Origin of the sequence: Streptococcus sp. 20925_1_77 (genome assembly GCF_041432125.1) — a bacterium.
In the GTDB taxonomy this organism is placed as follows: Bacteria; Bacillota; Bacilli; order Lactobacillales; family Streptococcaceae; genus Streptococcus.
The window spans coordinates 50118-72031 of the sequence record NZ_JAPVZB010000004.1 but is presented as its reverse complement, the minus strand read 5'-3'; the positions used below and the strand labels follow the sequence as shown (position 1 = coordinate 72031).

The following is a 21914-nucleotide window of genomic DNA, read 5'->3' as shown; positions in this document are numbered from 1 at the left end:
ACACAAAAGTCTTACTTATAAAATTTTTTTATAAGGATAAGGGAAGTTGACTATAAGAAACACAGAAGACTATAATGGCTTGCGTGAGAAAAATCTTACAGATAAATTATTTATGAGGAGTATTTCGCAATGAAATCACATGAAATTTTAAATAATCCATTCCTTAATAAAGGAACTGCTTTCACAATGGAAGAACGTAAAGAACTTGGACTAATTGGTCTTCTTCCTCCATATGTTCAAAGCATCGAAGAACAAGCTGAACAAGCTTACCAACATTTCTTGCGCAAACCATCAGACCTTGAAAAACGTCTTTTCTTGATGGAAATTTTCAATACAAACCGTACTCTTTTCTACTACCTCTTTAACCAACACATCGTTGAGTTCAACCCAATCGTCTATGATCCAGTGATCGCAGACACCATTGAACAATATTCTGAACTCTTTGTAGACCCACAATATGCAGCTTACCTTGATATTAACCACCCAGAAAATATCGAAGAAACATTGAAAAATGCGGCTGGCGATCGCGATATCCGCTTGATCGTTGCAACTGATGCAGAAGGAATCCTTGGTATTGGTGACTGGGGTGTCCAAGGGGTTGACATTTCTGTAGGAAAACTCATGGTCTACACGGCTGCAGCCGGAATTGATCCAGCTTGCGTTATGCCTCTTGTCATCGATGCTGGTACCAACCGTGAAGAATTGTTGAACAATCCAATGTATCTTGGAAACCGTCATGAACGTGTTCGTGGTGAAAAGTACGATGCCTTTATCGATCAATTTGTTCAAACAGCTGGAAAACTTTTCCCTAAATTATACCTTCACTGGGAAGACTTCGGTCGTTCAAATGCAGCTGATATCTTGAACCGTTACAAGACAGAAATTCCAACTTTCAACGATGATATTCAAGGTACTGGTATTGTTGTCTTGGGCGGTATCTTTGGAGCGATGGATATCACTGGCGAAAAATTGACAGACCAAGTTTACCTTTGCTATGGTGGTGGTTCTGCTGGTGCTGGTATCGCAGACCGTGTTCACGCTGAAATGGTTGCAGAAGGTCTTTCTCCAGAAGAAGCTTACAAACGTTTCTTCATGATCGATAAACAAGGTCTTTTGTTTGATGATATGGAAGATTTGACGCCAGCTCAAAAACCATTTGCTAAGAAACGTTCTGACTTCGAAGGTAAAGGCGATATGACCAACCTTCTTGAAGTGATCAAAACCGTAAAACCAACGATCTTGGTCGGAACTTCTACAAACCCAGGTGCCTTCACTAAAGAAGTCGTTGAAGCCATGTGTGAAAACACTGAACGCCCAGTTATCTTCCCAATTTCTAACCCAACCAAAAAATTGGAAGCAACAGCCCAACAAGTCATCGAATGGTCAGACGGTAAAGCCTTTGTCGCTACCGGTGTCCCTTCAGGAACCATCAGCTACAAAGGTGTGGACTACGAAATCGGTCAAGCCAATAACGCTTTGATCTACCCAGGTCTTGGTCTTGGTATGTTGGCATCTGAAGCCAAATTGTTGACAGATGAAATGATTGGGGCAGCTGCTCATTCATTGTCAGGTATTGTCAATCCAGGCCAACCAGGTGCGCCAGTCCTTCCACCATTCCAATATGTGGCTGATGTGTCTATCAAGGTGGCAGAAGCTGTTGCTAAGAAAGCCCAAGAACAAGGTCTTGCACAAGCCAAAGAAACAGATATGGCAAAAGCTGTACGTGATCTTAAATGGTATCCTAAATACTAATAAGGAGCTGACTGAACAACCATGAAAAAATTGAATGAAATCAACATTTCCGGTGTCAGTCTTCCTCTATATGCATTCATCGTCATCGTTCTCGCGGTGACGATTGCTATGGGGAAACTCCCACTCAATATGCTTGGACTAACCCTCCTTTTGGTCGTCATGGGGCATCTTCTCTACTTTATCGGTGAGAAACTTCCAATCATGAATTCTTACCTAGGTGGGGGATCTGTCTTCACCTTACTAGGGGCTACTCTTCTAGCGACCTTTCATGTTATTCCAGCAAACATTATCACAGCCACCAAGGGCTTCTTGGGAGATTCATTTGGCTTTCTTGATTTTTATATCGCAGCCTTGATTTGTGGGGCTATTCTAGGGATGAATCGCAATCTTTTGGTAAAAGCTTCCGCTCGCTTTATTCCTGTTTCCTTGGTCACCATGGTCATTGGTGCTCTCTCTGTTGGGATCGTTGGAAGCCTTTTGGGACAAGGATTTGGACATTCGATTCTCTATGTTTCCTTTCCACAAATGGTCGGAGGAATGGGAGCTGGAATCCTGCCTCTTTCAAAGATCTACGCTGCCAATCTCCACGGAAGCCAAGCAGCCATCTTCTCTCAATTGGCACCCGCTACTACACTTGGTAATATTCTTGCCATCATTGGAGCTGTTTTGATCGTCAAAGTCTTTGCAGACAGTCCTTACAATGGTCACGGTGTCTTGATTCCCGTCAATAAAGATGAATTGAAGAAAGAAAAACTCACCCTTGATCCGACCCAAATCGGAGTTGGGATGATGTTTGCCTTTAGTATTTTTCTTCTCGGGGTCATCTGCAATGCCTTTGTTCCAAAAATCCACAGTTATGCCTTCATGATTATCATCGTCTTTATCCTGAAAGCTTTCAATGCTGTCCCAAAACCTTTGGAAAACTGTGTGGTCATGTTCAACCAAGTCATTATGACTAACCTCACCCATGCAGTCCTAGCTGGGATCGGTCTTTCCTTGATTGACCTTTCAACTCTCGCTAAGGCGATGACCTGGCAATTCATTCTCCTAAGCTTGACATCTGTTCTAGCTATGGGGCTTGCTTCTGCTTTGATCGGAAAACTGGTTGGATTGTATCCAGTCGAGACTGCTATCGGATCTGGTATGATCAATAACTCCATGGGAGGAACCGGAAATATCGCTGTTCTCTCCGCATCTGATCGTATGGAAATGATCGCCTTCGCCCAAATGGCCAACCGACTCAGCGGGGCTATCATCCTCATTCTCGGAGGGCTCCTCGCTTCTGTCCTCTCTTAAAGAATAAAAGACAAGTCACAAGACTTGTCTTTTATTCTTTAGGAGGCTATTGATTTCCTATTTTTGATAGGTTTTTACGACCCAATCGACCCCTTCATCTGCCGTGAGAGTATAGACGGGATTCTCAGTCGTTTCATAAAAGGTCATCGAGAGAGTTTTACCATCCACGAATACTTCGATGGAGTTGGTATCGCGAATGATCGAAAAATGATGATCCTTTTCAGCATCCAACTGAATCCATCTCGATTGAAATGCTGGATCTTCTTTTCCAGAAATAGGGTGCCCAAATTGGTCTCGACTTAAGCTAAAGCGTTTTTGAGAGGCGTCGTAAATCAATTGCAAGACACTATCAGGATCAGTTTCATCACCATATCCAAGGATAAAGGAGCGACCCGGTTTGGCATTTAGTTCAAACAAGGTTTGTTTCCCTCTCGCTGGGATCGCGATCTGACTGCCCTTAACAATGGTTTCTGACGCATGCTCTACAAGAAAGTGTTCGTTCACTGACTCAGGTAACTCCTGAACCAATCGTCCCTCTTTCAGAGACAATTTTCTTGGAAGAGTCATACTACCTGCCCACCCATGAGCTAAATCATGACTGGGGATAGACCGGTGCCACATTTGCATCCAAGCAACCATGTATCGTTCGCCCTTTGGTCCTTGACAAGTTTGAGGAGCATAGAAATCCAAACCGCCATCCATTTCATCATAGGAATCAACACGAAAGTGTCCCGTTTCCCAATTCATGTCACCGATAAAGGCAACCGTCGAATTTAAGTTCCAGTATTTTTCTTGCTGCCTTTCCATTTCAATGGGAGACAGGATCAAGACCCATTTGCCATCTAAAGGGAAGAAATCGGGACACTCCCACATAATCCCTTGCCCTTTTTCACCTTCTAATAGAACCGATGTAAAGGTCCAATCTACTAGATTACTTGATGCAAATAGGAGAATTTGACCTCTGTCATCCGGTGTCTTAGAAGCAACGACAGCGTAATAGTTTCCTTGATATTCAAATACCTTAGGATCACGAAAATCTGCAATATCTGCGATCCCATCAATATGTTGAGCATGGATCACTGGATTAGTAGACAACTTTTCAAAGGTAATGCCATCTGTCGAAACCGCAAGACACTGAGTCTCTTCTCGCTTTTCCTCATCGTCTACATGACCAGTATACAGCAAATAGAGCTTGTCATCTTTCACAATAGCACTCCCCGAGAAACAACCATCCTTATCATAGCTTTCACTTGGTGCTAAAGCTACTGGCAGTTCTTCCCAATGGAGAAGATCTTTTGATTTGGCATGCCCCCAATGCATGAGACCCCAAACACTATCATAGGGATAGAATTGGTAAAACAAATGGTATTCCCCACGGAAATAAACAAAGCCATTTGGATCGTTCATCCAGCCGATTGGAGGTAACAAATGAAATGCTCCTCTATATTGCTGGTTAACCTTCTTCCTGTTTTCATCGATATACTGATTTGCTTTCCGAATGCTTTCCTTCATCTTTTTTACCTATTTTCTATTTTCAGTGCTGGTAACCTGATCTTTGTCACTCCACTTCTTCATCCATTTGGGGATTTCTTGGCTGATGGTCGTCGGTAGAACCACATAAGCCGCCTTGCTCAAGTCTTCAGCAATGGCTGAATGAAGATAGGTCGCAACCACCACGCGCTCATAGAGACTAACTTGTGGAAATTGACCCGCAAACCCTGCGATCATCCCTGCCAAGGTATCCCCCATTCCACCTGTAGCTTGATAGGGACCACCAACATCTAGCTGATAGCCCTCTTCTTGCCCACTTGTCCAAATGCGGGTGTGAGGCCCTTTTTCTACAATGACAGTCCCTTGAGGAAAGTTCTGTACTGCTCTTCGACTCTTGTCTTCAGTCTGGCTTGCTAGATCAAGTCCTGACAGTTTTTCCCATTCTTTTTGATGAGGCGTAAAGACCAACTGAGCATTTGGCAATTCAAACTGAGAAGCTACTAAAAGACTAATAGCTCCTCCATCTAATATCAAGACCTGCTGGCTAGAGACTTGCTCAAAAATCATGTGCAAGATTGCTTGGATTTCTGTTGCTTCCTTTAAGCCCGGTCCTACAAGAATCACGCTGGCTTTTTGGAGTTGCTCACAAAGGAGTTCGTGATCTGCCAAATCAAAGCCCATGGCCTCAGGAAGATGGCTATGAAGGGCCGTCAGATTATCTGGATCTGTTGCGACAGTGACCAGCCCCGCACCACTATGAACCGCAGCAAGCGCCGCCATAATGATGGCTCCCCCATAGGGGTAAGTCCCCCCAATCAAGAGCAGGCGACCAAAATCTCCCTTATAAGAATTCGCCTCTCGCTTCACAATGACACGCTGGATCTCTTCTTTCTGAACTGTTTTCATACCATCCTCATTTCTAGCGAAAAAGGAGAAGCCACGACTCCCACTCCTTCTTTTATTTTCCTCTAAATTCTGCGAAGACTTGCAAGATCTTAGCAGCCACAGCTTGTGGTTGATTTTGTTTGGCTACCAATTGATCATCAGCGTAAGGCTGAAGGGATGGAAAATCGCCAATTTGAACTGCATAAATAGCTTTTTCAAAGAGCTCAATATCGTTTTGATCATTACCAAAAGCCACGAAATTTTCTCCACAGAGTTCTTCTACGGTTGTCGCTTTATGAGTGTTTACTGGATTGAGATAGATGCATTTTTCATGCGCATGATAGCGGATATGGGCCTTATCGGTCTTTTCAATTCGCTCGATGATCTCATCTACCAGCTCCTCATGCCCCCCCATATAGATCACAACCTTAATCGGGTCCGTCAGGTCCTCTAACGAACGATACTGGGCTTTTTTGAGGGGATCTACATTCGCAATAAAAGGAATCTTTTCCAAAATCTGACCACTATAATCAAAGGTATCATCCACAAAAAATGGTAGATTGTAATGGCGACAAAAACCAAGGACTTCTCGATACACATCCTTGTCCAATTGATCCTCATAAACCAGTTGACCCTGACGATAAGCTAGCCCACCATTTAAGCCTATCACGAGTTGCTGACTCAATGGATCCCCTAAAAGACCCAAGCAGTCCCGGTAAGAACGTGCAGAAGCAAAGGCAACTTCATGGCCAAATTCTTCTGCTCTCAATAAGACCTGTTTGATTTCATCATCGATTGTGACACCATCGAATGACAGGGTTCCATCTAAATCAAATACAAACTTCATCTTGTTCACACTTTCATTTTTTTAACGCACGAACAGCTGCTTCGTAGGTCTGCTCCATCAGCATGGTGACGGTCATAGGCCCAACCCCTCCTGGTACCGGGGTAATATGACTGGCCAAAGGTGCAACAGAGTCAAAATCGACATCCCCACACAATTTGCCATTCTCATCGCGATTCATTCCGACGTCAATAACAACGGCGCCTTCTTTCACGAAGTCTGCTGTTACAAATTTCGCACGACCGATCGCAACAACCAAGATATCTGCTCTTCTAGCAATTTTAGGCAGATGATGGGTCCGGGAATGGGTCAAGGTTACCGTCGCATTTTTGGCGAGGAGCAACTGCGCCATTGGTTTTCCAACGATATTGGAACGACCAATCACGACTGCTCGCTTCCCTTCTAGATCAATCCCGTACTCTTTGAACATCTCCATGATACCAGCGGGAGTCGATGGCACCATAATCGGATTTCCAGCCCACAAGCGTCCCATATTCAATGGATGAAAGCCATCCACATCTTTTGTCGGATCAATGGCTAAAAGGACTGCATCCGCATCGATATGCTTAGGCAGTGGCAACTGCACTAAAATCCCATGCCAAAGGGGATCTTGATTGTAGTGTTCGATCACTTCTAATAATTCAGCTTGGCTGATGCTTTCAGGAAGTCGTCTCACTTCACTCCGAAAGCCTGCCGCAATAGCAGAACGCTCTTTATTTCTTACATAGATTTTGCTGGCTGGATTATCTCCTACCACGATGACAACGAGACCAGGCACAACCCCTGTCTCTTCTTTTAATCGTGCTGTTTTCTTCTCAATCTCACCCTGTAATTTTGTAGCGAGCGCCTTCCCATCAATGAGTGTCGTCATATCAATTCTCTTTCTAGTCAAGTAATGAAAATAGTCCTCTCTATTATAGCAGATTTCCACTCTCAAACCTAACTGTTCCTAATTAGAATTTCTTATAGACGAAAACTATAGCCAGATGGACAAAAAATGAGCTTGAGACCACCCCAAACTCATCCACACAGCTGCTTAGTAAAGCAATTCATAAATTTCCATTGCAATTAAATCAATGCTATCAAATGTATAGGTTTCACGCGCTTCAACATCACGAAGTGTAAAGGTTGAACCTTCTTCTTCATTGTGGTTGTAGGCTACTTCAGCGACAACAACACCGTCACGTTCAAAATTACGTTTCAAGTTTCCACCGTCTTTTGTCATCGTCTCCAAACGGTTGATAATCCGTACTAAATGTGATTCCATTTTATTTCTCCTCTTTACTTTCTACTCTCCTATTTTATCATAAAAGAGAAAGCTCTTCCAATAAAAATTCACATTTTTCCATTGATTTGCTCTCTTCTTCAATCCTTAGCGACATTCCGTAGTAAATTCTTGCAAACTTCTAGAATACTGATATAATGAAACTATAAATCTTTGACTATTTTTGACCTTTTAAAAATAGGCTCGTCTCTTGATGGAAGACCATCAAAAACCTACTGTGAGGTATGTATATGCTTTGTCAAAATTGTAAAATAAATGAATCAACCATCCATTTATATACAAATGTAAATGGACGTCAGCAGCAAGTAGACCTCTGTCAAAATTGCTATAAAATTATGAAAACAGACCCAAATAACAGCTTCTTGAAAGGCATGACCCAACGGAGCCAACTGACTGGAGATCCCTTCGAAGATTTCTTCAATAACCTTGGAAACTTCCAAAGTCCACAAGAACCTCAAACCCCTCCAACTCAATCCGGAGGCAGTTATGGAGGTGGTGGCTACGGCCAAAACAATAACCGTAGTGGCGGTCAAGACCCACGTCAAGCTCGCTCTCAAAAGCCTAAAGGACTATTAGAAGAATTCGGTATCAATGTCACAGAAATTGCCCGCAAAGGGGATATTGACCCTGTCATCGGCCGTGATGAAGAAATTATCCGTGTCATCGAAATTCTCAACCGTCGAACCAAGAACAATCCGGTTCTGATCGGAGAACCTGGGGTCGGAAAAACTGCCGTTGTGGAAGGCCTGGCTCAAAAAATCGTCGATGGCGACGTTCCACATAAATTGCAAGGAAAAGAAGTCATCCGCCTAGATGTCGTGAGCCTCGTTCAGGGCACAGGCATTCGTGGTCAATTCGAAGAACGCATGCAAAAATTAATGGATGAAATTCGTCAACGCGAAGATGTTATTCTGTTCATCGACGAAATCCATGAAATTGTTGGTGCAGGATCAGCTGGCGAAGGCAATATGGACGCTGGAAATATCCTCAAACCAGCCTTAGCGCGCGGTGAACTCCAATTAGTCGGTGCTACTACCCTCAATGAATACCGTATCATTGAAAAAGATGCGGCCTTGGAACGTCGGATGCAGCCCGTTAAGGTCGATGAACCAACGGTTGAAGAAACCATCACCATCCTCAAGGGTATCCAGAAAAAATACGAAGACTACCACCACGTCCACTATACAGACGGAGCTATCGAAGCAGCAGCTATTCTTTCAAACCGCTACATCCAAGATCGCTTCCTGCCAGACAAGGCCATTGATTTGTTGGATGAAGCCGGTTCTAAAATGAACCTGACTCTGAACTTTGTGGATCCAAAAGTGATTGATCAGCGCTTGATTGAAGCTGAAAACCTCAAAGCTCAAGCAACCCGCGAAGAAGACTTTGAAAAAGCAGCCTACTTCCGTGACCAAATCGCGAAATACAAGGAAATGCAAGGTCAACATGTCACTGATCAGGAGACCCCTGTCATCAGTGAAAAAACGATTGAACACATCGTTGAACAAAAGACTAATATTCCTGTTGGCGATTTGAAAGAAAAAGAACAGTCTCAATTGATCAATCTGGCTTCTGATTTGAAAGCTCATGTAATCGGTCAAGATGATGCAGTAGATAAAATTGCAAAAGCCATTCGACGCAATCGTGTCGGCCTAGGATCGCCTAACCGTCCGATCGGAAGCTTCCTCTTTGTCGGACCAACTGGTGTCGGAAAGACCGAGTTGTCTAAACAATTAGCGATCGAGCTCTTTGGCTCTGCAGACAATATGATACGCTTTGATATGAGCGAATACATGGAAAAACATAGCGTAGCGAAACTAGTCGGAGCTCCTCCGGGCTATGTTGGCTACGATGAAGCTGGACAACTAACTGAAAAAGTCCGTCGCAATCCATACTCCCTCGTGTTGTTGGATGAAGTGGAAAAAGCCCATCCAGATGTCATGCACATGTTCTTGCAAGTCTTGGATGATGGCCGTTTGACAGATGGTCAAGGCCGTACCGTCAGCTTTAAAGATACCATTATCATCATGACCTCTAACGCTGGAACCGGCAAAGCTGAGGCCAATGTTGGTTTTGGAGCTGCTCGCGAAGGTCGGACCAACTCCGTACTTGGAGAACTCGGGAACTTCTTTAGCCCTGAATTCATGAACCGTTTTGATGGCATCATTGAATTCCAACCTCTATCAAAAGAAAACCTTCTTCAAATCGTTACCCTCATGCTCGATGAAGTCAATCAACGTCTCGCACAAAATGAGATTCATCTGGATGTGACAGAGAAGGTCAAAGAAAAATTGGTCGATCTGGGATACGATCCAAAAATGGGGGCCCGCCCACTCCGTCGTACCATCCAAGACCATATCGAAGATGCTATTACCGATTATTACCTAGAACATCCAAGTGAAAAACAACTCAAAGCAGTCATGACCAGCAATGGGAATATTAGCATCAAAGCTACTAAAAAAGCAGAAAAGAACACTTCTGAAAAGGAAGACTAAATTTTCTAGTTTTATAAAAAGAACAGGAAGTCTTATTTCCTGTTCTTTTTAATTCTCTTCTTGAATCTGATAACGAAGAATTGTTTTTAATTTATATGGATCTGTTCGATGGAGATTGTTTAGATAAATCTCACGATGAACTTTCGAAATTCTTTTAAGTTTATGGAGTTTGCAAAAACGCTCCATTTCATCAAAAGTCTGATTTTCTGTATCAAAAGGTCCTACATGAAGCATGGCAAGACTGTAGCCTTCTTCTAGTTCTTCAAAACGAATAGCATCATAGAGCTGATTGGGTTTCTTAATTTTAACCTCTTCCAAAGCTTTATCAAACAGGTCAGTCGTAATAAAATTGGGTTGACCAATCATAATACTATAAGACAGTTCACTTTTAACAAGTTTCCCTTCATTCTCCTGTTTCCATAAGCCTTCTAATGGAAAAACGGTAAAATCCATGTAGTCTTGATCCAGAGGAGACTTTTTATACTTCATCTTTATAGCATATGCTAACGCATATAAGGCGCTCACTCGTTGAGAAAAATCTTCTTCATTTGGATCCCCTTTGCCGTCAATTATGATATAGGATTTAGAAGGTACTTGCAGGATAGTGGGCTTATCCTTGATTTGATAGAGAACTTTCTCTATTTTTCTCCATTCATATTTCATTTGACCTATCTCCTTTCTATCTCAATTCTAGCATTAAAACCCTGACATCTTTTGTCAAGGTTTATAAATCTTTTGTATTTTTTCTAATCTTGAAATCATTGATCTTCTCAGATGATCCGGTTCAATAATCTCTACCCCATCTAAATAAGACAATAAGTAAGTATAAATACTCTCGTGCTCTGGCAATTGGGTTTTAACATATAAACATCCATCCTCACACTGAAAAATCTCTTCTTCTAAAAAGTCTTCATAAACTCTAAAAGCGAGCTTTTGACTAAACTTCAATGATACTTCCATTAGATTTTCCATCTTAATTGAAGTATCAATAGGTTCAATCACATTTTTTTGGTTAATTGTTTCTTCCAGTAGTTGATAGTCATTAATCCTAGATAATTTAAAAAAACGCCAATCTTCTTTTGAACAACAATAAGCATGAAGATACCAGTCTCTTTTTTTAAATACTAGTTTAAAAGGCTCAACTGTACGAATCATTTTCTGACCATTTCCACTCAGATAAGTAATCGAAAGTCGTCTTTTATCTAAGATAGCTTGTTTAATTGTATCAAAGAGATCTTTTTGCCCTTTTCGTTTCCTCCAATCTGTTAAGTCGACTTCTAACCAAGATTTAGCTGAAACTTTAAAAATAGATTCCAATTTTGTCAGTAAAAAATCTTGTTTATCTTCTGTCAAAGTCTGGAGACCTTGTAAAGCAGATAAAAGTTTTATTTTTTCCTCCTCTGATACAAGGGTGCGATCAAGAACGAAGTCTTCCATTAAAAAGGTCCCTCCAGCCTTTCCAGGAACAGAATAAAGAGGAATACCTGCTATGCTTAATCTCTCAATATCACGATAAATTGTACGTACTGAGACTTCAAATAATCGAGCAAGTTCAGGAGCGGTTATTCTCCCATTTTCTAAAAGTATGTATAAAATACGAAATAGTCTTGATTCAGCCATAAAATCACCTCCCTTTTATTATATCAATTAAACTAATTTGATAGGAGTGTTTAACTAAACAAATTTATACTTCAGACAAAGTAGCTACTTTTACACAAGTTCGGCAGTTTATTCTTGACAGCTTTCACCTCGTCCATTATGATAATAATAAAGATACTAGATAATGAGGAAAATTCAATGACAAATCCTACATTTGGAGAAAAAAAACAAGATGTGACCTACGTCAATCGCTATGGTGTCTACGCTGTTATTCCCAATAAGGACAAGGATCAGATCATCCTCGTTCAAGCTCCTAATGGAGCCTGGTTCTTACCAGGTGGGGAAATCGAGGCAGGTGAAGATCACTTGCAAGCTCTGAAACGGGAACTGATCGAAGAATTAGGCTTTACTGCTATTTTAGGGCAATACTATGGCCAAGCAGATGAGTATTTCTATTCCAGTCATCGCGACACCTACTACTACAATCCTGCCTATATTTATGAAGTGGTAGACTATACAGAGGCTCAAAAACCACTGGAAGATTTTAACAATCTTGCTTGGTTTCCTGTAGAAGAAGCTATTGAAAAACTCAAACGTGGCAGTCATAAATGGGGCATTGAACAGTGGAAAAATACCCACAAAAGATAAAGGAACTCTTTCACAAAAAATAAAAAAGTGCTATAATAAATGAAGATAGAGGTTAGGAGGAACTCATATGAAGCTCATTAATACCACCAATAGTCATGCTGCACTGGTCAAAAGTCAACTTGCTAGCACTGACGCCTTGCTTGTTGAGGTTTATTCCGCGGGCAATACAGACGTTGTTTTTACACAAGCCCCAACACACTATGAATTGTTGATCAGCAACAAACACCGAGCTATTCGTGAAACTGAAGTAGAAAAAATTCGTGAGTTCTTTTTAAAACGTAAGATTGATCTTCAAATTATTGACCAATCCGCTATTAAAACCCTCTACTCCGATAAACTAATTGAAATTTCCTTTCCAATTACAAAGTAAGGCCAATTTGCCTTACTTTTTTTATTTCCTTAATACATGAATCTATACACCATTCTAGCCATTAAAAAGAGGCTGGGACAAAAGTCCTAGCCTCTCAATTATTTTTGGATTGTCGAGCAAGACGCAGTGGTTGAGTGGGCTCTACTACGCTGATTTCATCAGCTTTTACAGCCCTACTCAACTGTGCGGAGGTGGGACGACGAAATCGAATTCTAACGAATTACCGATTTCTGTCCCACTCTCTTAATGTCTTTTATTTAGCTTCAAATCCTTCTGCGACTGCGTCCGCAAAGTTCTCTTCGACGATGCTTGCACAGTGATCACAGATGGTTGCGTGGTAGTGACGTTCAGTAGTTGTTGGATCGATGCGACGGCAACGGTCACAAACTTCACCAGCTGCACGTTCAACCGTGAAGGCTACATCTTCAAAAGTCACTGCACCTTCTGGAGCTGGTCCTTCTTCGATGGTCAACTCGGAAACAATCAAGAGTTGAGCAACATTGCTATCAACAGCTCCAAGAAGTGTTTTCACAACTTCATTTGGATAAACAGTCAAATGAGCTTCAAGTGATTTACCAATCACTTTCTCATTCCGCGCTTCTTCCAAGGCTTTTTGAGCTTGACCACGGAAGTCCATGAAAGCTGACCAGGTATCCAAGATTTCTTCTTGGTTGGCAAACGTTTCTGCTTCTGGCAATTCTGACAATTGAACGAAGTCTTCCGCTTCAAACTCAAGATAAGACCAGATTTCTTCAGCAGTGTGAGGAAGAATTGGCGTCAAGAGTTTCGTGATTTTCACAAGGATATCATAGAAAACTGTTTGCATTTGACGGCGTTCAAGTGATTTAGCACCTTCGATGTAAACAACATCTTTAGCAAAATCAAGGTAGAAGGCTGACAGATCAACATTGATAAAGTTAACCAAAGTCTTATAAATCGTCAAGAATTCGAAGTTTTCATAAGCGTCACGAATAGTCTTAACAAGTTGGTTAAAGCGGATGGTCATGTACTTATCAACAGAACGAAGTTCTTCGTAAGCGACTGCATCCTCAGCTGGGTTAAAGTCAGATGTGTTAGCAATCAAGAAACGAAGCGTGTTACGGATCTTACGATAAGTTTCAGAGACTTGGCTCAAGATATCCATTGAGATACGCACATCGTTGCTTGAGTCTACACTAGTCACCCAGAGACGCAAGATTTCAGCACCAAATTGCTTTTCAACATCACTTGGAGCAATGGTATTCCCAAGAGATTTAGACATCTTCTCACCTTTACCGTCCAAGGCAAAACCTTGCGACAAGATTTGTTTGTATGGTGCAACACCATGATTAGCCACAGAGGTGATGAGAGATGAGTTGAACCAACCACGGTATTGGTCTGAACCTTCAAGATAAAGATCTGCTGGATATTTAAGTTCTGGACGGTTAACTACGACACCATTCCATGATGAACCAGAGTCGAACCATACATCCATGATGTCTGTTTCTTTCTTGAACTCACCGTTTGGCGAACCTGGATGGGTAAATCCTTCTGGCAAGAGGTCTTTAGCATCACGTTCCCACCAGATGATGGAACCATGTTCTTCAAAGAGTTGAGCTACATGCTCGATGGTTTCAGCTGTCATGATTGATGTGCCATCTTCTGCATAGAAGATTGGAAGTGGCACACCCCAAGCACGTTGACGAGAAATCACCCAATCACCACGGTCACGAATCATGTTGTAAAGACGGACTTTACCCCATTCTGAGTGGAACTTGACTTTTTCAATTTCGTCTAAGATTTCTTGGCGGAATTTAGATACAGAAGCAAACCATTGTGGCACGGCACGCCAGATGATTGGTTTTTTCGTCCGCCAGTCAAATGGGTAGGAGTGAGAGATTTCTTCTTGAGCAAGAAGTAAATCGCCAAGTTTCTCAATAACCGTTGGTACAACCTTGTCGTAGAACTGACCTGCAAAATCAGGACCAGCATTCTCCATCATAATACCGCGTTCGTTAACCGTAACGGCTACTTCGAGGCCATTTGCAATCCCTACATTGTAGTCATCCTCACCAAAACCAGGAGCCGTATGGACAATACCAGTACCTGAATCAAGGGTTACATGCTCACCAAGGATCACCAATTCATCAACTTCCGTATCCCATGGGTGTTCTGTAACGATATGGTTCAATTCTTTCCCTTGGTAAGTAGCAAGGACTTCAACATTCTCCCAACCGAATTTTTCAGAAAGGCTTGGCAAAAGCTCAGACGCTACGACATACTTACGATCAGATCCAGCAGGTTTCACTACGACATAATCAAAGTCTGCACCTACTGTCAATCCACGAGAAGCTGTAACCGTAAATGGAGTTGTTGTCCAAACAACGATGTAGGTATCTGTATCTAGGACACCCTTACCATCTTTAACTTTGTTAGCATAGTAAAGAGAAGTTGATACCAAATCATGGTATTCAATCTCTGCTTCAGCAAGGGCTGATTCAGAAGACCAAGACCAGTAAACTGGCTTCGCTCCACGATAGATATAGCCTTTATTGGCCATTTCACCAAAGACTCGGATTTGCGCTGCTTCATAGTCAGGCGTCAAGGTGACATAAGGATGATCCCAATCACCTGAAACACCCAAGCGTTTGAAGTCTTCGCGTTGTTTATCTACTTGAGAAAGCGCATATTCTCGACAGAGTTTCAAGTACTCAACCAAGTCCATTTCTTTGCGTTTCACGCCTTGTTTAGCCAAGACTTGCTCAATTGGCAAACCATGGGTATCCCAACCTGGAATATAAGGGGCGTAAAATCCTGACATAGACTTAGAACGAACAATGATATCTTTTGAGATCTTGTTCATGGCATGTCCTACGTGAATATTTCCGTTAGCATAGGGAGGGCCATCATGAAGCGTAAAATGCGGTTTTCCTTCATTCAACTCTTGACGGCGTTGATACAATTTTGCATCTTCCCATTCTTTTTGCCAAACTGGTTCTTTCGTTGGAAGCCCAGCCCGCATTGGAAAAGCTGTTTTTCCAAGATTCAATGTTTCTTTGAGTTTCATTGTGTCTCCTTATTGATTTAAAAGCTATAAAAAAAACACGAGCATCCTAAAAAGGACGATTGCTCGTGGTACCACCTTTGTTCGAGAAGTCGCAAGCGACCTTCTCCTCTCATCCCGTAACGAGGGAAACGTCCGTTCTTACTCAATGATTCAGAACGAATACTGTAAAAGGATCATCCATTAAGAGGGAGTGCAGATCTTCCACCATCATCTGCTCGCTAGACCTATCATTAATGGACCTGTTTTTACAAAATTATAAAATATTGACAGATTCACGATTTGCATCATCTTCAGGTTGAACAGTTTCTTCAACCGAAACAACTTCCTCATTTTCATGACGAGCGTGCTCTGCTTCTTCTAAAGCGGATTGAACTTTTTCATTCAAACCTTCAAACGCTTGTGTCGCACCCAATTCTAAGTTAGCTGCTTCAATACGTTTTTGCAATTCTTCGATTTCAGCTGGAGAAAATTGACGAGTCAAATCAATGTTCTCATCTTCTGCATGATGATGGTGAACAGATTCACCCAAAGCTTTCTCAACAATTTCACGGAAAGCTTCATCACTTGTTTGAATATACATAGCTGTTGGGCGAAGAATTTCATCCCATTCAGGCGTATCGATAATGCTCAATTGGCTTTCGATTGTTGATTTCAAACGTTGATGGAAGACGCGTGTCTTGTTCTTCAACTCCTCTGTTTCAACGGCAACCTTCTTGGCGTTATCCGTTGCATGACGAAGGATTTCATTTGCTTTTTGTTTTGCTTCATCTACTAAATGCTGTGCATCTTGTTCAGCTTGACGAACAATATTTTCAGAACGTTCGTTAGCTGCTTGTTTGACACGTTCAGCAGTATCTTGTGCAATCAAAACAGATTGACTCAATGAGTCTTTCATTTCATCAAAATAGTTTAAGCGTTCTTCAAGAGCTTGAATTTTTGCTTCTTGATCATGATTTAAACGAACAAGATCTTCATAATCGCGAACAACGATATCTAGAAATTCTTCTACTTCGTTCGCATCATATCCTCTAAATTTAACGCCAAAAGTTTTATCTTTAATTTCTAAAGCAGTAAGAGCCATAACTCCTCCTCATTTTTTACTTAAGAGTACTTCAACAGTTACTTTATATTTTCCACTCTTTGAAATACCATTTTCAGAAACAATTTTAAGACGCCCAAAGCGTCGGACACTGACTAAATCATTCAAACCTACAGTATAGCTAACATTGGAAGTTGTCGCATAATTAACTTTCACCAAGCCAGAACTAATCAACTGACTGGCTTGTGAGCGCGAAAGCCTAAAGGTCCCAGCAATCACCTTGTCTAACCGAAAACTTGACACGAGAATATCTCGTTGCTGGCTTTCTTCCTCTACAACAATCTGTTCAGAAAGAGGAACTTCCCTAAGCTTAACAGGCACACGAGAAATTTTCTGGATGTGATCCATGAAATAGGGAACAAAACGCTGTTCAACAAATACTTGGATCTTTCCTTCACTCGTTAGAATATCTCCAAAAGACTTGCGCTCCACTCCTAATTGGTGAACAATGGTCCCCAGAACCTGGGAATGGGTCAAGTGATGAAATTTGGAAGCATAGACCATCTCTATTAAGGACAGATCAAAGTCACTTGGGTCTAATTGATAATAATCCGGAGCCACAATGACCTTGGCATACTCCATTTTCTGCTCATCACTGGAAGCAAAGACCTGTAATTGATAGCTTGCCGCAACATTTCGTAAAATAGCGACCTGATGAGGGTTTAAAAAACCTGTCACCTCAACAGAATAGCGTTCCACCACTCTTTCAGACAATTCAATACAACGATCAATGAATTCGTGATCTTCGCGATTGAAATGTTGGTAAATCTCTGTCTGTCCCATCGTATTCTATCCAATCAAAAATAGGAACAAGCGGGCTAATAACTGATTCATCAAGTTCAAGACCAAAAGTGCTACTAGAACTGTAAAATCCAAGCCCCCAAACTGCAAGGGTAACTTTCTAAAAAGGCTCAAAAATGGTTCAACTAGGCGGTGAACCATTTGTCCGAGAGTACTCTGAGGCGCCCCAGGGAACCAAGCAAGCAAGGCATAGATGACTAGAATGATGGAATAGATTTGAATGATATTTGATAGATATTGAAAAATAACCATCTTAACGATTACGTTTCATATCGTAGTCAAATTCTGTTACTTCCACATCATTTGGAAGGCGAATATCTTCAACGTTAACAACTACATTAATCGGAGTCAACAAGTACATGGTACTTGCAACACGACGAAGATTTCCTGCTAAAACATAACGAGCCCCATCCAAATAATCTAAACAACGACGTGCTTGTACTTCAGTCATATATTGGAAGTCAATCAAGATACTCTCATTAGATAGTAATAGATCAACAATTTCAGTCGCTTCCTCGTATTTGCGGGGATAGCGTACATCAATGGTAATCTTTTCATCTGTATTCGCACGATTAGCAGCCAATTCACGTTGACGTTCATGCAAGCGAGTAATATTTTCAGATGTATTTTTCGTTGTTGAAACAGGTTCCTTCACTGCCGCTGTAGACACTGGAGTCGTAACAGGTGCGACAGGAGTCGGTTTTGGTTTTACTGGTTCTCTTTGACTAATCTGTGGACGTGGAGAAGTCACTTGAGGAGTCGGCTGTGGCTGTGGAACTGGTTGTGTTTCCGCCCCAGCTGCTTTTGCCTCGCGAACTTCTACTTCTTCACCGTCTTCTGTGAAGTAGTCAATAAAGTTGTTAAATTTATCTTTTAATGACATAGTTCTTTCCTATTTAAAAAATGATGTCCCAATTCTTACATAAGTCGCTCCGTTCGCAATGGCTACTTCAAAGTCACGACTCATACCCATACTTAGTTCTGAAAAAGGCATATTTTTTAATTGTTTCTTTTCTAGTTGTTTCTGAAGTTGGTGAGTTTTTGAAAAAATATCCTGCAACTCTTCTTGACTAGCCTCAAAAGGAGCCATCGTCATTAAACCAACAATTTCAATTTTGTCCAGCTGTGCGATTTCCGCTAAAACATCATCCAGTTCATCGGGTGCAAATCCATGCTTACTTTCTTCACCAGAAATGTTCACTTGGAGGAAACACTTGATTGGGTGTTCTGCTCGCTTTTGAATTTCTTGAGCCAGCTTCACCGAATCCAAGGCATGAAAGTAATCGACGAGATTGATCACGTCTTTTACTTTCCGCCGTTGGAGGCTCCCAATCAAGTGCCAAGTGAGGTCATACCCGTTTAGAGCTTGATACTTTTCTAGAAATTTATCGACACGATTTTCACCGATATGTTGGATACCTGTTTTTACCAGTGCTTCTGTTGTTGCAACATCTACATACTTGGTGACAGCTATCACATTAACTTGATCTTGGCGGTTAGCTTTGTTTCTTGCTGTTTCTACTTGTTGCCGTACAAGATCAGCATTCTCTACCAGATTCATGATTAACGATTCCGGAAGAATGGTGGTGTTTCCAATTCATCATCATCTGAAGATGAATCTACGTAACGATCAACTTGATGTGTTGATGTTGGTTCAGTTTGGCGAACGATATTCTCACGACGAATATCCCAATCACCAAAGGCTGAGCCACGGTTTGGTTCTACCGCTGGACGACTTGGAGTTGTTGGCAATTCAACATCTTGTTTCAAATCAAATTCACGGTCAAATGGTGCAGCTTGTGGGCGTTGTTCACGTGGTCCTGTTTTATAAGGACGTTGCGAGGAAGCAATTCCGCTAACGCGTTCTACCTTGTCTTGACGGACACCGGTTGCAACGACCGTCACGCGGATTTCATCTTTAAGAGATTCATCAATAGATGTACCCAACCAGATGTTCACTCCGTGACCTGCAGCTTGGTTCACAATTTCTGAAGCTTCTTCAGCTTCGATCAAAGTCATATCCAAACCACCTGTTACGTTGACGATCACGTCTTCTGCACCATCAATTGTAGTTTCAAGAAGTGGAGAGTAAATTGCTTTACGAGCTGCTTCGATAACGCGTTCTTCACCGCTACCAACACCAATACCCATGAGGGCATTCCCTTTGTTTTCCATAACAGTCTTCACGTCTGCAAAGTCAAGGTTGATCAATCCAGGACTTGTGATCAAGTCAGTGATCCCTTGAACACCTTGACGAAGAACGTTATCTGCTTCACTCAAAGCTTCAAGAAGCGGTGTCTTCTTGTCTACAATTTCAAGCAAGTTGTTATTAGAAATAATCAACAATGTATCTACATGTTCGCGAAGTTCATTGATCCCTTCAATAGCGAAGTTCCCACGTTTTGAACCTTCAAACCCGAATGGACGAGTAACAACTGCTACTGTCAAAGCACCAACTGCTTTAGCAATACGAGCGATGACTGGTGCAGCACCTGTACCAGATCCTCCACCCATCCCTGCAGTGATGAAGACCATGTCTGCACCTTGCAAAGCTTCTGTTAACACTTCTTCGCTTTCTTCAGCTGCCTTACGACCAACTTCAGGTTGACCTCCAGCACCCAATCCACGAGTCAATTTTGGACCCAATTGGATAACTGTTTCAGCTTTTGCACTTGAAAGTGCTTGAACATCTGTATTAGCTGCGATGAATTCTACACCGGCAACGCCTTCGTCAATCATACGATTGATGGCGTTACCGCCACCGCCACCGACACCGATTACTTTAATTACTGCACCTTGTGCCGCTGCTGTGTCAAATGAAAATGTCATAAATACTTACACTCCTTAATCAAACATATTACCGATCAAATTTTTCATTCGGTCTGTGAATGTAGTTTTTGGTTCTTGTTTGCTATCATTGCTTGCTACTGGAATTTCTTGAGCATCTACTGGAGATTCAATCTTCTCAGCATTGTACGCAGGTACTACCGGTTGTGCTGGAGCAGCAGGTTGTGGTTGTACTTGTGGTTGCACAGGTCGATCAAATTGAATCGGTTGTTGACGCAAGACTTCGTCTCCATGAACCGCAGCTTGAGCAATAATATCCACATCTGTCAAATTGCCTGCATATTCAGACAAGCTAATCACATGGGCAAAAGCTGGATTGCGAATTCCAATTTGATTTGGAACAAACAATTTCACATTTACACCAAAGACTTCTTGAGCCAATTCTTCAACACCAGGAAGGATTGCGCCTCCACCGATAATCACAATACCACCAGGAAGATCCAACAAATGTCTTCTCTCAAGGTCTTGCTTGATTTGCTCAAAGATGTGTTTGATACGTGCCGAAATGATTTCAGCCAAGTACTTCTCAGTCACTTCAACTGGCTCAACTTCACCAATAACTTCTACATGGAAGACTTCGTTTCCAGCAGATGGCACATAGGCTTCACCGTAGTTGAACTTCAAACCTTCTGCCAATTTTTGAGAAGTCTTCAAAACTTTAGAAATATCTTTGGTAACGTAATCGCCACCTTCTTGGTAGATATTTGTAAATTGAAGTTCTTGGCTACGAACAGAAGCCACTGTGGTTTGGCCACCACCCATATCAATCACTGTTGCTCCGAATTCACGTTCGCCTTCGTTCAAGACTGTTTTGATCATCGCAAGTGGGGAAATGATGATGTTTTCTACTTGTAAGCCTGCACGTTCAACTGTTTTACGCAAATTGTGCAAGATTGTACGAGGTCCTGTATAAAGAAGACCACGCATTTCAAGTCGGATCCCCATCATTCCGCGTGGATCACGGATTCCTTGAAAACCATCTACTGTGAATTCTTCAGGAATGAAGGTGATCACTTCACGATCCGGTGTCATGCTTTTTGTGAGTGCAGATTTGACAACATTTTCAACATCTGCATCTGTGATTTCTTTTGAATCACTTGTGACTGGAATCATTCCTTGAGTTGCTTCGATTTGTAGTAAGTTTGCAGGCAACCCAACATTGACTAGATTGATTGAAATCCCTGCTTTTTCTTCAGCTTGGCTGATTGCAGTTTTAATTGCATTTGAAGCAGCTTCGATATCTACTATAATTCCATCTTTGACGCCAGCACTTTTTGCATTGCTGACTCCAATTACATTCATTTCTCCATTGACATGTTCTGCCACCAATACTTTTATTGAACTAGTACCGATATCTAAACCTGTAAAAAAGCCGTCTCTAGCCATTACACCAGTCCTCTCTCTTTATTTGTTTTCACTTTACATCTATTTATAGCCCTTTTAGTTGGAACTATCC

Annotated in this window: 20 protein-coding genes; 5 read left to right on the top strand and 15 right to left on the bottom strand. The window is 41.8% G+C overall.

All coding sequences use genetic code 11. The features are described from left to right. Positions 1–129 precede the first annotated feature (129 nt). A complete protein-coding gene (locus tag O3626_RS03850) occupies positions 130–1752 on the top strand; it encodes a malolactic enzyme (protein ID WP_195311577.1) in 1623 nt (540 codons plus the stop codon). A gap of 21 nt (positions 1753–1773) precedes the next feature. Beyond that, positions 1774–3048: a 2-hydroxycarboxylate transporter family protein gene (locus O3626_RS03845; RefSeq protein ID WP_371495381.1), complete on the top strand. Its 1275-nt coding sequence runs from the start codon at positions 1774–1776 to the stop codon at positions 3046–3048. A 57-nt stretch (positions 3049–3105) separates the two neighbouring features. Here O3626_RS03845 and O3626_RS03840 read toward each other — a convergent pair whose 3' ends face one another. From O3626_RS03840 to O3626_RS03820, 5 genes are all read right to left on the bottom strand, one after another. Further along, a complete protein-coding gene (locus O3626_RS03840) occupies positions 3106–4560 on the bottom strand; it encodes a glycoside hydrolase family 32 protein (RefSeq protein WP_371495379.1) in 1455 nt (484 codons plus the stop codon). A 9-nt stretch (positions 4561–4569) separates the two neighbouring features. After that, positions 4570–5445, bottom strand: coding sequence for an NAD(P)H-hydrate dehydratase (locus O3626_RS03835; RefSeq protein WP_371495377.1), 876 nt, complete (start codon positions 5443–5445; stop codon positions 4570–4572). Positions 5446–5497: 52 nt separating this feature from the next. Beyond that, a complete protein-coding gene (locus tag O3626_RS03830) occupies positions 5498–6271 on the bottom strand; it encodes an HAD-IIB family hydrolase (RefSeq protein ID WP_347089919.1) in 774 nt (257 codons plus the stop codon). A gap of 13 nt (positions 6272–6284) precedes the next feature. After that, on the bottom strand, positions 6285–7139 hold the full coding sequence (locus O3626_RS03825; RefSeq protein WP_371495375.1) for a bifunctional methylenetetrahydrofolate dehydrogenase/methenyltetrahydrofolate cyclohydrolase: 855 nt from the start codon (positions 7137–7139) through the stop codon (positions 6285–6287). Between the two features lie 165 nt (positions 7140–7304). Continuing rightward, positions 7305–7535: a DUF1797 family protein gene (locus tag O3626_RS03820; protein ID WP_003005989.1), complete on the bottom strand. Its 231-nt coding sequence runs from the start codon at positions 7533–7535 to the stop codon at positions 7305–7307. A gap of 248 nt (positions 7536–7783) precedes the next feature. On the opposite strand from O3626_RS03820, the gene O3626_RS03815 reads away from it, so the two are divergent. Then, a complete protein-coding gene (locus tag O3626_RS03815) occupies positions 7784–10048 on the top strand; it encodes an AAA family ATPase (RefSeq protein WP_371495373.1) in 2265 nt (754 codons plus the stop codon). Positions 10049–10096: 48 nt separating this feature from the next. Here the strand turns inward: O3626_RS03815 and O3626_RS03810 are convergent, their stop codons facing one another. After that, positions 10097–10711 carry a GyrI-like domain-containing protein gene (locus O3626_RS03810; RefSeq protein ID WP_049518652.1) on the bottom strand — a complete coding sequence of 205 codons (615 nt, stop codon included), beginning with the start codon at positions 10709–10711 and terminating at the stop codon, positions 10097–10099. 54 nt (positions 10712–10765) lie between these two features. Beyond that, positions 10766–11668, bottom strand: a complete 903-nt coding sequence (locus O3626_RS03805) for a YafY family protein (protein WP_049518653.1) — start codon at positions 11666–11668, stop codon at positions 10766–10768. A gap of 177 nt (positions 11669–11845) precedes the next feature. On the opposite strand from O3626_RS03805, the gene O3626_RS03800 reads away from it, so the two are divergent. Further along, positions 11846–12295 (top strand): NUDIX hydrolase, encoded by a 450-nt coding sequence (locus tag O3626_RS03800; RefSeq protein ID WP_003017597.1) that lies wholly within the window; start codon positions 11846–11848, stop codon positions 12293–12295. Positions 12296–12362: 67 nt separating this feature from the next. Then, positions 12363–12665 (top strand): DUF1827 family protein, encoded by a 303-nt coding sequence (locus O3626_RS03795; protein ID WP_003012157.1) that lies wholly within the window; start codon positions 12363–12365, stop codon positions 12663–12665. A gap of 253 nt (positions 12666–12918) precedes the next feature. Here the strand turns inward: O3626_RS03795 and ileS are convergent, their stop codons facing one another. The 8 genes from ileS to ftsA form a co-directional block, all read right to left on the bottom strand. Beyond that, positions 12919–15711, bottom strand: a complete 2793-nt coding sequence (gene ileS, locus O3626_RS03790; RefSeq protein WP_371495371.1) for an isoleucine--tRNA ligase — start codon at positions 15709–15711, stop codon at positions 12919–12921. 253 nt (positions 15712–15964) lie between these two features. After that, the gene (locus O3626_RS03785; RefSeq protein ID WP_371495369.1) at positions 15965–16792 is read right to left on the bottom strand and encodes a DivIVA domain-containing protein; all 828 of its coding nucleotides are present in this window, start codon (positions 16790–16792) and stop codon (positions 15965–15967) included. Between the two features lie 9 nt (positions 16793–16801). Further along, a complete protein-coding gene (locus tag O3626_RS03780) occupies positions 16802–17593 on the bottom strand; it encodes an RNA-binding protein (RefSeq protein WP_371495367.1) in 792 nt (263 codons plus the stop codon). Between the two features lie 6 nt (positions 17594–17599). Next, positions 17600–17863, bottom strand: coding sequence for a YggT family protein (locus O3626_RS03775; RefSeq protein WP_371495365.1), 264 nt, complete (start codon positions 17861–17863; stop codon positions 17600–17602). Between the two features lies 1 nt (position 17864). Next, on the bottom strand, positions 17865–18494 hold the full coding sequence (locus O3626_RS03770) for a cell division protein SepF (RefSeq protein WP_195487003.1): 630 nt from the start codon (positions 18492–18494) through the stop codon (positions 17865–17867). A 9-nt stretch (positions 18495–18503) separates the two neighbouring features. After that, complete coding sequence (locus O3626_RS03765; protein WP_003005959.1) at positions 18504–19172, bottom strand: YggS family pyridoxal phosphate-dependent enzyme; 669 nt, start codon at positions 19170–19172, stop codon at positions 18504–18506. 2 nt (positions 19173–19174) lie between these two features. Continuing rightward, the gene (gene ftsZ / locus O3626_RS03760) at positions 19175–20440 is read right to left on the bottom strand and encodes a cell division protein FtsZ (RefSeq protein WP_003005955.1); all 1266 of its coding nucleotides are present in this window, start codon (positions 20438–20440) and stop codon (positions 19175–19177) included. Between the two features lie 15 nt (positions 20441–20455). Beyond that, positions 20456–21844, bottom strand: coding sequence for a cell division protein FtsA (gene ftsA / locus O3626_RS03755; protein ID WP_368403426.1), 1389 nt, complete (start codon positions 21842–21844; stop codon positions 20456–20458). Positions 21845–21914 lie beyond the last annotated feature (70 nt).